Genomic DNA, 12,399 nt, shown 5'->3' on the forward strand with positions numbered 1-12,399 from the left:
CACGCACAACCACAGCAACGGAGGTTTCATGCCCACGCTCGTCCTGATCCGCCACGGCCAGTCGGCCTGGAACCTCGAAAACCGCTTCACCGGCTGGTGGGACGTCAACCTGACCGAGAAGGGCGAGGGCGAGGCCAAGGCGGCGGGCGAGTTGCTCGCTGAAAAGGGGCATGATTTCGACCTCTGCTTCACCAGCTATCAAACGCGCGCGATCAAGACGCTGAACCTCGCGCTGGAGGCGATGGGCCGGTTGTGGCTGCCGGTCGAAAAGGACTGGCGCCTGAACGAGCGTCACTATGGCGGCCTGACCGGCCTCGACAAGGCGGAGACGGCCGCCAAGCATGGCGACGAACAGGTCAAGATCTGGCGCCGCAGCTTCGACGTGCCGCCGCCCCTTCCCGAAGCCGACAGCCCGTGGGACCTGTCGGCCGACCGCCGCTATGCCGGGATCGCCATCCCGCAGACCGAAAGCCTGAAGGACACGATCGACCGCGTCCTCCCCTATTGGGAAAGCCGCATCGCGCCTGAACTCAAGGCCGGTAAGCGCGTCCTGATCTCGGCCCACGGCAACTCGCTGCGCGCGCTGGTCAAGCATCTCTCGGGCATTCCCGATGATGAGATCACCGGCCTCGAAATCCCGACCGGTCAGCCGATCGTGTACGAACTGGCCGACGACCTGACGCCGACCGATCGCTATTATCTCAGCGAGCGGTAAGCTAATGTGAACTAAGGCCCTCCGTTCGCGCTCAGTAGGGGCTGAGCCTGCCAAGGACCCGTATCGAAGCACCTCCCCGTGGCGGTCCTTCGATACGCCGCTTCGACAAGCTCAGCGGCTACGCAGGACGAACGGATTTCAAGCGGAAGTCTTTCCGCCAGATCGCCCTTCATTTTCTTCCTTCCGTTCGGTTCGAGCAGCTTCGAGCGAAGTCGAGAAGAGGGACAGGTGAACCATGCCCCGCATGGTTCAGGATTGTCCGGGGGACAATCCGACCTGTCCCTCGTCGAGAACGCCCCGTTTGCGGCAGCCCCTTCTCGACTACGGTTCTCGACAAGCTCGAAGCAAACGGGAAGGGGATGGGTCAGCATCTTGGGTGAGGTGCAAGCGGCCGAACACAAACCCCTTTCCTACACGCCCCACCCCCGCCAAACTCCCCACCGGCCCCGCACCCGGCCCGCGCTCTTTGACACCGCCGCCCCGCCCGTCACGCAAACCGCGCACGAGTGTGAACTTCGTGAACTTTGGCCGGGAACGCGCCGACGCGACAAGGCGCCACTAATGTGAACTTCGTGAACTTTGGCCTCGCCCGCGCCGATGCGACAAAGCGCCACTAATGTGAACTTCGTGAACTTTGGCCTTCCCCGCGCCGACGCGACAAACTCGCCACTAGTGTGAACTTCGTGAACTTTGCCGACTGAATATGCCCGTACGGCATCCTTGCGCTTGCCCTGTTTCGACCCCTTCCCTAAGCAGCGCCCTCCCCCACGCGGTACGGGCAGACAATGAACGACGCACCATTGGTCGGCATCATCATGGGCAGCACTTCCGATTGGGAGACGATGCGCCACGCCGCCGAAACCCTGACCAGGCTCGGCATACCCCATGAAACCAAGGTCGTGTCGGCGCATCGCACCCCCGCCCGCCTCGTCGATTATGCCACCAATGCGGTGGCACGCGGGCTGAAGGTCGTGATCGCCGGGGCCGGCGGTGCCGCCCATCTGCCCGGCATGGTCGCGTCGATGACCCGCCTTCCCGTGCTGGGCGTCCCGGTCGAATCGCACGCGCTGAAGGGCATGGATAGCCTGCTGTCGATCGTGCAGATGCCCGGCGGCGTACCGGTCGGCACGCTGGCGATCGGCAAGGCGGGGGCGATCAACGCCGGCCTGCTCGCCGCCTCGATCCTCGCGACGCATGACGATGCGCTGGCCGACCGGCTCGATGCATGGCGCACCGCGCAGACCGATAGCGTGGCGGTCGACCCGCAATGACCCCGCTGCCCCCCGGATCGACCATCGGCATCATCGGATCGGGCCAGCTCGGCCGGATGATCGGCGTGGCCGCCGCGCAGCTCGGCTACCGCATCCATGTCTACGCGCCCGACAGCGGCCCGGCCAACGACATCGCCTTCGCGCATAGCCGCGGCGACTATGACGATATCGACGCGCTGCGCGCCTTCGCGCGGCAGGTCGACGTCGTGACCTATGAGTTCGAGAATATCGCCGCCGCCCCGATCGAGGCGCTGGGCGACAAGGTCCGCCCCTCCGCCCGCTCGCTCGCCGTCGCGCAGGACCGCGTCCGCGAAAAACGCTTCGTCGAGGCCCTAGGCGGGCGCCCGGCGCGCTGGGCCGAGGTGCCCGACCGCGCCGCGCTGGACGATGCGATCCGCAGCGTCGGCTGCCCGGCGGTGCTGAAGACCACCCGCTTCGGCTATGATGGCAAGGGGCAGGCGCGGCTGCTGTCGGCCGACGATGCCAGCGCGGCATGGCTCGCGATCGGCGGCGGTCCCGCGATCCTCGAGGCATTCGTCGAATTCGACCAGGAGTTTTCGGTCGTCCTCGCGCGCGGCATCGACGGCACGGTCGCCCTCTATCCGCCGCCGGCCAATGTCCACAAGGACGGCATCCTCGACACCTCGACCGTACCCGCGCCTTCGATCGAGCCATGGCGTGCCGAGGCGGAGGCACTGGCGACCAAGGTGGCCGACGCGCTCGACCATGTCGGCGTGCTGACCCTCGAATTCTTCTGCGGTCGTGACGGCGCGGTGTTCAACGAAATGGCCCCGCGCGTCCATAATTCGGGCCACTGGACGATCGAGGGGGCCGAGACCTCGCAGTTCGAAAACCATATCCGCGCCGTGCTCGGCCTGCCGCTCGGCGGCACCGACCGCATCGCCGAACGGGTCGAGATGACCAACCTGATCGGCGACGACGTCGATGCGTGGCAGGCGCTGCTGACCGAACCCGGCGCGCACCTCCACCTCTATGGCAAGAACGAAGCCCGCCCCGGCCGAAAGATGGGGCATGTGACGCGGGTGACGCGCTGAAGGTCCTCCCCGGCACGGGGAGGGGGACCGCCGCGCAGCGGTGGTGGAGGGGGATTGCCCCGCAGCACAGCGCCCGTGGATACCCCCCTCCACCAGCCTGCGGCTGGTCCCCCTCCCCGTGCCGGGGAGGATTTTAGGCAGCTACCCGATTCTTCCCGCGGAGCGGGGAGAATTTAGGCGTCTACCCCCAACTGCCACAGCACGAACGCCATCTCCTCGGCCGCCTCGCGCAGACTCTCCCACCGCCCCGACTTGCCGCCATGGCCCGCGCCCATATTGGTCTTGAGCAGCAGCACATTGTCATCGGTCTTGGTCGCGCGCAGTCGCGCCGCCCACTTGGCCGGCTCCCAATAGGTCACCCGCGGATCGTTCAGCCCGCCCGAAATGAACACCGGCGGATAGGCTTGCGCGGTCACATTGTCGTACGGGCTGTACGACCGGATCAGCTCGAACGCCGCCTTGTCCTCGATCGGATTGCCCCATTCCGGCCATTCGCCCGGCGTCAACGGCAGGCTGTCGTCGAGCATGGTATTCAACACGTCGACGAACGGCACGCTCGCCACCACCGCGCCCCATAGTTCGGGGTCGGAGTTCATCACCGCCCCCATCAGCTCGCCGCCCGCCGATCCACCGGCGATGGCGATCTTGCCCTTGTCGGTAAAGCCCAGCTCGATCAGCCCCTTCGCCACATCGACGAAGTCGTTGAAGGTGTTGGTCCGCTTCTCCAGCTTCCCGTCCAGATACCATTGCTGGCCCAGATCGTCGCCGCCCCGGATATGGGCGATGGCGAACGCCATGCCCCGGTCGAGGAACGACATGCGGCTGGTCGAGAACCCCGGCGGGATCGCATAGCCGTACGCGCCGTAGCTGTAGAGATAGAGCTTGCCCGTCCCGTCGCGCGGAAAGTCCTTCGGATACACCACCGAACACGGGATCGCCGTCCCGTCGCGCGCAGTGATGTGCAGCCGCTCGGTCGCATATTTTGCGGGATCATAGCCGGACGGGATCGTCTGCACCTTGCGCACGGTCAATTCGCCGCTCGCCACGTCATAGTCGTAGACGGTGCCCGGCGTGACCATCGATTCATAGCCGAGCCGCAGCGTGTCGACGTCATATTCGGGATTGTCGCCCAGCCCGACGACATAGCTCGCCTCCGGGAACGCGATCGGCCGCGCCGGTCCGCCGGCATAGTCATGCAACCGGATCTGATCGAGTCCGTCGAGCCGCCCCTCGACCACGAACAGCTTCGCGAAGGTCGTGACGCCGGTCATGTAGAAATGCGGATCGGCCGCGATCAGCTCCTGCCAGTCGTCGGGCCGCTCCAGTGGCGCGGTCGCAAGGCGGAAGTTCGGATGCGTGTCGTTGGTGTGAATGAACAGCGTGCCGTCATGCTCTTCCACGTCGTACTCGACATGCTCCTCGCGTGCGCGGACCAGGATCGGTTCGGCGGTCGGATCATCGGCTGGGACCAGACGCACCTCGCTGGTGACGTGGTCGCCCGCCGAAATGACGAGGAACCGCCGCGACTGGGTCTCGCCGACCGACACGCGCCAGCCCTCATCGGCCTCGTGATAGAGTTCGATATCCTGCTCGACCGGGGTACCGATGCGGTGCAGCCGGGCATTGTCGGTCCGCCACTGCTCGTTGGCGAGGCCGTAGAGGAACCCGCTTGAATCCGCCGTCCACACCAGTTCCGACAACGTTCCCGGAATCACGTCGGCCAGCAATTCGCCGGTCGTCAGGTCCTTGACCCGCGCCTCGAACCGCTCGCCGCCGTCATCGTCGATCGCATAGGCGAGCAGCCGTCCGTCAGGGCTGACCGACAGCGCGCCCAGCCGGAAATATTCCTTGCCCTCGGCCAGCGCCGGTTCGTCGAGGATCAGTTCGTCCGCCCCGCCCGACACCGGCTTGCGCCACCAGCGGCGATACTCGCCACCGGTCTCGAAATCGGACCAGTACCACCAGTCGCCGTCACGCTGCGGGACGGTCGCATCGTCTTCCTTGATCCGCGCCCGCATCTCGGTGAACAGCGTGTCGATCAGCGGCTGGTGCGGCTTCATCACGGCGTCGAAATAGTCGTTCTCCGCCTTCAGATAGGCGAGCACCGCTTCATCCTCGACCTTCGGATACTTCGGGTCGCGCAGCCATGCCCATGGGTCGTCGACGACGATGCCATGGCGTTCAAAGTTGTGGGTGCGTTGTTCGGCGATCGGCGGAATGGGCTTGGTCATAGGACGCCCATGTGGGGCGAGCCGAAGCGGAAGTCGAGTTCACTTGTGCTTTTGCCGCGCGGTCGTGGCTGGTAACGACGCCGCCATGACCAACTACCACGAACGCCTCTCCGCGCTCCGCGCCCATCTCGCCACGCTGGACCTCACCGGGTTCGTCGTACCGCTGACCGACGAACATATGAGCGAATATGTCGGCGACTATGCACAGCGGCTGGCATGGCTGACCGGGTTCAAGGGGTCGGCGGGCAGCGCGGTGGTGCTGCGCGATACGGCGGCGATGTTCACCGACGGCCGCTATACGCTGCAGGTCCGCGAACAGGTCGACGGCGCCGACTGGCAGTTCGTACAGGTCCCCGCGACGTCGATGACCGATTGGCTGCGCGGCGCGGTGCAGGCCGGCGACCGGATCGGCTATGACCCCTGGCTGGCGACGGTCGACTGGGTCGCGTCCACCGGCGCGGCGCTGGCCGATGCCGGTGCCGAACTGATCGCGGTCGATGCCAACCCGATCGATGCGCTGTGGCTCGACCGCCCCGCCCCCTCGCCCGCGCCGCTGTGCGTGCAGGACGACGCGCTGACCGGCCGTACCTCTGCCGAAAAGCGTGCGGCGATCGGCGAATGGTTGGCCGAACGGCGGGCGGACGCGGTGATCCTGTCGGCGCTCGATTCGATCGCATGGACGTTCAACGTGCGCGGCACCGACGTCGCGCATACCCCGGTCGCGCTCAGCTATGCGATCGTCCATGCCGACGGTACCGCCGAGTTGTTCGCGGCACCGGGCAAGGTCGGCGACGATGTCGTCCGTCATCTCGGCAACGCGGTGACCGTGCAGCCGATGGACGCGTTCAAGGACACGCTCGGCCGGTTCGCAGGCAAGCGCGTCGCCGCCGATCCCGACCGCGCAGTCGCCGCAATCCACGATACGCTGCGCCATGGCGGCGCGACGATCGTCGCCGAACGCGACCCGACCGTGCTGGCGAAGGCGATCAAGAACCCGGTCGAGATCGCCGGCCATGCCGCCGCGCAGGCCCGTGACGGCGCGGCGATGGTCCGCTTCCTGAAATGGTTCGAGGAGACGGCGCCCTCGGGCACGCTCACCGAATTGTCGGCATCCGACCGGCTGGCGGCGATCCGGGCCGAAACCGGGCTGCTCCGCGACCTGTCGTTCGATACGATCAGCGCGACCGGGGCGCATGCAGCCAGCCCGCATTACAAGGCGACGGTGGAGAGCGACGCGGCGATCCTGCCGGGCCAGCTATATCTGATCGATTCGGGCGGCCAATATGTCGACGGCACCACCGACATCACCCGCGTCATGCCGGTCGGGGCGGTGTCGGACGAGATGCGCGACCGCTTCACCCGCGTACTGAAGGGGCATATCGCCATCGATACCGCCATCTTCCCCGACGGCACGTTGGGCGGCCATATCGACGGCTTCGCGCGGCGGCCGCTCTGGGAGGCCGGGCTCGATTACGCGCATGGCACCGGCCACGGCATCGGCAGCTTTCTGTCGGTGCATGAAGGACCGCAACGGATCGGCGCACCCAATTATCCGGGCGGCGGGCCGATGGAGCCGTTGCGTGCGGGCATGATGCTGTCGAACGAGCCGGGCTATTACAAGGCCGGTGAATACGGCATCCGCATCGAGAATCTGTTGCTGGTCGTCGAGCGCGATTTGCCCGGCGGAGACCTGCCGATGCTGGGATTCGAGACGCTGACCTTCGTACCGATCGAACGGACGCTGATCGTCCCGGCGCTGCTCACCGATAGCGAACGGGCGTGGGTCGATGCCTATCACGCCCGCGTTGCCGACCTGCTGACGCCGCTGCTCGATATGGAGACAGCGGCGTGGGTCGCGGCGAAGTGCGCGCCGTTACAGGTTGAGTAGCGCCGGGTCGCCGCCCTTCGCCATGATGTTGATCGACGTCGACCGTTCGGCGGCATAGCGCAGCAGGGCGTCGGGCCCGCCTGCCTTCGGGCCGGTGCCCGATAGCCCCTCGCCACCGAACGGCTGGACGCCGACCACGGCGCCGATGATTGAGCGGTTCACATAGACGTTGCCCGCCGGGACCAGCGCCGCGACTTCCTCGGCAAACCGGTCGATGCGGCTGTGGATGCCGAGCGTCAGGCCATAGCCGCGCGCCGCCAGCTTGCTCGCGACGTTCGGCAGGTCGGCTGGGTCGTAGCGATAGATGTGCAGGACGGGGCCGAACACCTCGCGTTCGAGGAAGTCGGGGCTCGGCACTTCGGCGATGACCGGCGCGAAATAGGTTCCGCGTCGGTCCCAGCCGCGCGCGTCGGCGCGGAAGAGGATTTTCGCCTCGCGTTCAAGCCGTTCGACATGGGCATTCAAGGCAGTCCGCGCATCGGCGTCGATCACCGGGCCGATATCGGTCGTCGGATCGGACGGATCGCCGATCACAATGCAGCCGGCGGCACCGACCAGCGTCTCGATGACGGCATCGGCGGTATCCTTCGGCAGGTACAGCAGACGCAGCGCCGAGCAGCGCTGTCCGGCCGAACCGAAGGCCGACAGGAGGACGTCGTCGACGACCTGTTCGCGCAGCGCGCTGGTGTCGACGAACAGACCGTTCAGACCGCCGGTTTCGGCGATGAACGGCAGGATCGGGCCGTTGCGGTTGGCGAGGCTGCGGTTGATCGCCCAGGCGGTGTCGGTGCCGCCGGTAAAGGCGACGCCGGCGATCGACGGATGCGCGACCAGCGCCGCACCGACGTCGCTACCCTCGCCCGGCAGCAGCGCCAGCAAGTCGGGATCGAGGCCGGCGGCGTGGAACAGGCCGACGGTTTCGTACGCAATCAGAGGGGTTTGTTCGGCAGGCTTGGCGAGGACGGCGTTGCCGGCGGCAAGTGCGGCGGCGACCTGTCCGGTGAAGATCGCGAGCGGGAAATTCCACGGGCTGATGCAGACGAAGACGCCGCGACCATGGAGTTCGATCTGGTTCACTTCGCCCACAGGGCCGGGCAGCACGGTCGGGCCGGCGAAGCGGGTTTCGGCCAAGAGCGCGTAATAGCGGCAGAAATCGATCGCCTCGCGGACTTCGGCGACGGCGTCGTTCAGCGTCTTGCCGGCTTCGGCCGAGAGGATGGCGATGAAGCGGTCCATCTGGGCGTCGAGGGCGTCGGCCATGGCGCGCAGGACCTTGCCGCGACCCGTTCCGCCCAGCGCGTTCCAGCGGGGTTGGGCGGTGCGGGCAAGTGCTGCCGCCTGGTCGATTTCGCTGGGCGTTGCGGGACTTACCGAGCCGATGGTGCGGCTGTGATCGACCGGGCTGACCATCGGTGCCGCACCGGCGCCGGGGGTCGATTTTCCGCCGATCAGGGGGGTGGCGTGGATGTTGGCGAAGGTGTCACGTACCGATGCCGCCCGGGCGCGGACGGAGGCGATCGAATAGTCGCGGCCCAGGGCGTTGGCACGGCCGGGATAGATGTCGGATGGGGACGGAAGACGCGGATGTTGACGCGGGGTCGCCGCCACCGCCGCCACCGGGTCGGCGACCAGTTGGGCGGCAGGCACTTCCTCGTCGAGCAGAGCGTTGACGAAGCTGCTGTTCGCGCCGTTTTCGAGCAGGCGGCGGACCAGATAGGGGAGCAGTTCCTCATGCCCGCCAACCGGGGCATAGGCGCGCAGGATCAGCTTGTTATCGCCGGTTCCTGACGCGGCGCGATACAGCCCCTCGCCCATGCCGTGCAGCCGCTGATGCTCGATCGTGACGCCGGCGCGCGCCGCCATGTGGCGCACCGCCATCAGGCTGTGCGCGTTATGCGTCGCGAATTGCGGATAAAGGGCGGGCGCGGCGGCGATCAACTTATGCGCACAGACCAGATAGGACAGGTCGGTCGCGGCCTTCGACGTGAACACCGGATAGCCCGGATGCCCGGCGATCTGCGCACGCTTGACCTCGCTGTCCCAATAGGCGCCCTTGACCAGCCGGACCATGATCCGCCGCCCGGTATCGCGCGCCAGCCGCTCCAGCCCGTCGATGACGCCACGCGCGCGCTTGCCATAGGCCTGCACGACGACGCCGAGGCCGGTCCAGTCGCCCAGTTCCGCCTCGCGCGCCAGCCGGTCGATCAGCTTCAGCGACAAGGCCAGCCGATCGGCCTCCTCGGCATCGATGGCGAGGTTGAGATTATGGCGCGCGCCGATCAGTGCGAGGCGCTTCATGCGCGGATAGAGGTCGGCGAACACGTCGTCCTCGCGCACCGCTTCGTAGCGCGGGCAGAGCGCCGACAGCTTGACCGAGACGCCATGCCCCTGTTCGGGAGTGCTGCCCGGCGCACGGGCATTGCCGACCGCATCGATCGCGGCGGCATAGATATGTTCGTAGCGATCGGCATCGGCAGGGGTCCGTGCCCCCTCCCCCAGCATGTCGAACGAGCAAAGATAGCCTTCCTTCGCAGCGCGCTTCAGCGCCGCTTCGATGGTGGCACCCAGCACGAACTGGTCGCCCATGATGCCGACGGCAGCGGCCAGCGCGCGGCGGATGACCGGTTCGCCGAGCCGCCCGGCCAGCCGCCGGATCGTCTCGCCAATCCCCGCCGGGCCTTCGTCGCCGACCAGCTTGCCGGTCAGGGTCAGACCGATGGTCGAGGCGTTGACGAACAGGCTGGACGATTGGCCGAGATGCGCCGCCCAATCGGCGGTGCCGACCTTTTCGGCGATCAGCCGGTCGCGGGTCGCGGCATCGGGGGTGCGCAGCAGTGCTTCGGCAAGGCACATCAGCGCCAGCCCCTCCTGCGTGCCGAGCGAGAATTGCTGCAGGAAGCCTTCGACTACGCCGGGCTTGGCGGCGGCCGCGCGGGTGCGTTCGACCAGCTTCGCGGCCTTGTCGACGATCTCGCTGCGGTCGGATTGGGTTAGCGGCACCTGTGCCAGCAATTGCGGCAGCAGGACGCTTTCGTCGGTGAACTTGTCGGCGTCCAGGGCGTCCCAGTCGATCGCGGGCATTCGTCTCTCCGTATGGCGGTTCCTCGGTATATCCCGAGTTGCGGCGAAGGTGTTTCGTATGATTGGCCATTACGGCGACGATCCGGCTTGGAATGCGAGAAGGGACCGGATAATATTCACACGCTCGTTTCCGCGGGCTTGATCGAGACCGCTGCGAACGTCCGCTTCCCCGTATGCCCGCGCAGGCGGGGATCCAGAGCCACACTCGCAAAGCTTCGTTTTGCCTGGCTTTGGACCCCGCCTGCTCGAAAGTAAGGAAGGTTTCCAGGATCGGCGGAGGACTTTCGCAGCGGTCCCGACTTGATTCGGGGTGACGGGTGGGGAGCAGGCGGCTCCCGACAATGGGGGACAGGATGGACCAGACCGATCGCAAGTTGCTCCGCGTGCTGCAGGCGGACGGGCGCATCACCAATCAGGCGCTGGCCAGCCAGTGCGGCATCTCGCCCGCAGCCTGTTTCGAACGGGTCCGGCGGTTGCGGGAGGGCGGGGTCATTCGCGGCTATGCGGCGCTGCTCGACCCGGCAAAGCTCGACCGGTCGCTGCTGGTCTTTATCGAAGTACTGCTCGACCGCACCACCGACGACGTATTCACCGCATTCGCCCACCATGTCCGCGATTTGCCGGAAGTGCTGGAATGTCACATGGTTGCGGGGGGTTTCGATTATCTGTTGAAAGTCCGCATGGCCGATATGGACGCGTATCGCGCCTTTTTGGGCCGGACGCTGACGACCGTGCCCGGGGTGCGCGAGACCCGGACCTATGCCGTGCTCGAGGAGGTGAAGTCGACGACGGCGCTGCCATTGTGATCGACCGGTCTTGGCGGGCGGTGGCAAGGCGGTTCGCGGCGGCGAAGCGTCGCTTCGTCGTCCTTCCAACTTTGCGTTGTTGCACCGGTTCGGCGCTGTGTTAGCTTTCCTGTCGAGATCCTGAACGGGAGTCGAAACCATGGTCGCCATCGCCGCTGCCCGCTGTTCGGTCCTTGCCCTTTCCGACGGACCGCCGCCGCCCGCGCTGGGCGAGGCGATCAACCGGTTGCGGGCGACGCTGCTGCCGCTCGGACGACAGACCGATGCCGACCGCAATCTGCTGGGTGCTCGGATCGACCGTTTCGTCGGCGAGGCGGATCGGCAGGTGATCCTGCTGGCGCATGGCGCCGGCTGCCGTGCGGCGGCATGGTGGGCGCGGCTGTCGCCATCCCATTATGTACAGCGTGTGGCGGGCGCGATCCTGGTCGCCCCGACGGCCGACGTCGGCGCGGATCGGTTTGCGTCGCCGGCGACGTTGCTGCCGTTCCGGTCGGTGACGGTCGACCGGTCGAGCGAGATCGAGGCGCTGGCGCGCGAATGGGGCAGCGAGTTGCTGGCACCCGAGACCGCGGTGCGCGGTGGCGGTCTGCTCGGCCTGATCGAGCGGTTGAGCGGCGCGGTGGTTGCGCATGACGTGCGGACGGCGGAGAAACTGGCGCGGTTGCAGTAGGGGTTTCTTATCTCATCCTCCTCCCGTTTGCTTCGAGCGCAGGTTCGAGCCTGTCTAGGCCGGATCGACATTCAGATAAGCCCTTCCTCCCCTCGCCCCTCGTAGAGGGGAGAGGGTTGCGCAGACTTGGTCTTTGCGTAGCAAAGACTTAGTCGGAGCTGGGTGAGGGGTGAAGCGCTCGCGCAAGCGAGCGCGCGAGCCTTCGGCTCGCTCGACCCCTCTCCCAAGCTGCGCTAGCCAGCACGCTGGCAAGCTCCGCTAACCCTCTCCCCTGCCCAGGGGAGAGGGAAAGGTGGCGACCCTTGAATGTCGATCCGCCCTAGAACTGAGGTCGAGAAGGGGTTGCCCCAAGCAGGCCGTTCTCGACAGACGCTTCTCGACAAGCTCGAAGCTGCTCGAACCGAACGGGAGGGGGGCGGATTGGGTTGGTTATGCCTTCTTCCCCGTCCGTGCGGAGTAGGGGCCGATCGACATTCCGTTCCCTGTACGCGGGACGATTGTTCCAGCTACTGTCGTCACTCCCGCGAAGGCGGGAGTCCCTATGCGCCAGCGTAGCGAAGCCAGCCGAAACGTCGGCGGCCATGGATTCCCGCCTGCGCGGGAATGACGAAAATTCACGATCGTCGCTGACCGTCGATTGGCTTTACGGGCTGAGCGAAGCCTAAGACACGTATCGACGCAC

General features: G+C 66.6%; 8 protein-coding genes. 6 read left to right on the plus strand and 2 right to left on the minus strand.

The genetic code is table 11. From position 1 onward, the window contains the following. The first annotated feature begins 28 nt into the window (after nt 1-28). The 3 genes from gpmA (at nt 29) to ACZ1JS_RS09265 (ending at nt 3,041) form a co-directional block, all read left to right on the plus strand. Nucleotides 29-715, plus strand: coding sequence for a 2,3-diphosphoglycerate-dependent phosphoglycerate mutase (gene gpmA, locus ACZ1JS_RS09255; RefSeq protein ID WP_242116654.1), 687 nt, complete (start codon nt 29-31; stop codon nt 713-715). A gap of 785 nt (nt 716-1,500) precedes the next feature. After that, nucleotides 1,501-1,986 carry a 5-(carboxyamino)imidazole ribonucleotide mutase gene (gene purE, locus ACZ1JS_RS09260; RefSeq protein ID WP_465165821.1) on the plus strand — a complete coding sequence of 162 codons (486 nt, stop codon included), beginning with the start codon at nt 1,501-1,503 and terminating at the stop codon, nt 1,984-1,986. Beyond that, nucleotides 1,983-3,041 carry a 5-(carboxyamino)imidazole ribonucleotide synthase gene (locus ACZ1JS_RS09265; protein WP_465165822.1) on the plus strand — a complete coding sequence of 353 codons (1,059 nt, stop codon included), beginning with the start codon at nt 1,983-1,985 and terminating at the stop codon, nt 3,039-3,041. Before purE ends, ACZ1JS_RS09265 begins: the two co-directional genes overlap by 4 nt. 173 nt (nt 3,042-3,214) lie before the next feature. Here ACZ1JS_RS09265 and ACZ1JS_RS09270 read toward each other — a convergent pair whose 3' ends face one another. Beyond that, complete coding sequence (locus ACZ1JS_RS09270; protein ID WP_465165823.1) at nt 3,215-5,272, minus strand: S9 family peptidase; 2,058 nt, start codon at nt 5,270-5,272, stop codon at nt 3,215-3,217. Between the two features lie 85 nt (nt 5,273-5,357). Between ACZ1JS_RS09270 and ACZ1JS_RS09275 the strand changes: the two genes are divergently transcribed. After that, the gene (locus ACZ1JS_RS09275) at nt 5,358-7,160 is read left to right on the plus strand and encodes an aminopeptidase P family protein (protein WP_465165824.1); all 1,803 of its coding nucleotides are present in this window, start codon (nt 5,358-5,360) and stop codon (nt 7,158-7,160) included. Here ACZ1JS_RS09275 and putA read toward each other — a convergent pair. Then, nucleotides 7,146-10,241: a bifunctional proline dehydrogenase/L-glutamate gamma-semialdehyde dehydrogenase PutA gene (gene putA, locus ACZ1JS_RS09280; protein WP_465165825.1), complete on the minus strand. Its 3,096-nt coding sequence runs from the start codon at nt 10,239-10,241 to the stop codon at nt 7,146-7,148. The genes ACZ1JS_RS09275 and putA overlap by 15 nt on opposite strands. A gap of 353 nt (nt 10,242-10,594) precedes the next feature. On the opposite strand from putA, the gene ACZ1JS_RS09285 reads away from it, so the two are divergent. Together ACZ1JS_RS09285 and ACZ1JS_RS09290 are read left to right on the plus strand one after the other, a co-directional pair. Further along, complete coding sequence (locus ACZ1JS_RS09285; RefSeq protein ID WP_465165826.1) at nt 10,595-11,047, plus strand: Lrp/AsnC ligand binding domain-containing protein; 453 nt, start codon at nt 10,595-10,597, stop codon at nt 11,045-11,047. A 139-nt stretch (nt 11,048-11,186) separates the two neighbouring features. Then, nucleotides 11,187-11,717: an alpha/beta hydrolase gene (locus ACZ1JS_RS09290; RefSeq protein WP_465165827.1), complete on the plus strand. Its 531-nt coding sequence runs from the start codon at nt 11,187-11,189 to the stop codon at nt 11,715-11,717. Nucleotides 11,718-12,399: the final 682 nt, after the last annotated feature.

Source organism: Sphingomonas sp. BL-S-05, assembly GCF_055521695.1.

Bases quoted from the DNA above. Each gene is read 5' to 3' on its own strand.
- ACZ1JS_RS09275 (WP_465165824.1), top strand. From the start codon at position 5,358: ATGACCAACTACCACGAACGCCTCTCCGCGCTCCGCGCCCATCTCGCC.
- ACZ1JS_RS09285 (WP_465165826.1), top strand. From the start codon at position 10,595: ATGGACCAGACCGATCGCAAGTTGCTCCGCGTGCTGCAGGCGGACGGG.
- ACZ1JS_RS09265 (WP_465165822.1), top strand. From the start codon at position 1,983: ATGACCCCGCTGCCCCCCGGATCGACCATCGGCATCATCGGATCGGGC.
- putA (WP_465165825.1), bottom strand. From the start codon at position 10,241: ATGCCCGCGATCGACTGGGACGCCCTGGACGCCGACAAGTTCACCGAC.
- ACZ1JS_RS09290 (WP_465165827.1), top strand. From the start codon at position 11,187: ATGGTCGCCATCGCCGCTGCCCGCTGTTCGGTCCTTGCCCTTTCCGAC.
- gpmA (WP_242116654.1), top strand. From the start codon at position 29: ATGCCCACGCTCGTCCTGATCCGCCACGGCCAGTCGGCCTGGAACCTC.
- ACZ1JS_RS09270 (WP_465165823.1), bottom strand. From the start codon at position 5,272: ATGACCAAGCCCATTCCGCCGATCGCCGAACAACGCACCCACAACTTT.
- purE (WP_465165821.1), top strand. From the start codon at position 1,501: ATGAACGACGCACCATTGGTCGGCATCATCATGGGCAGCACTTCCGAT.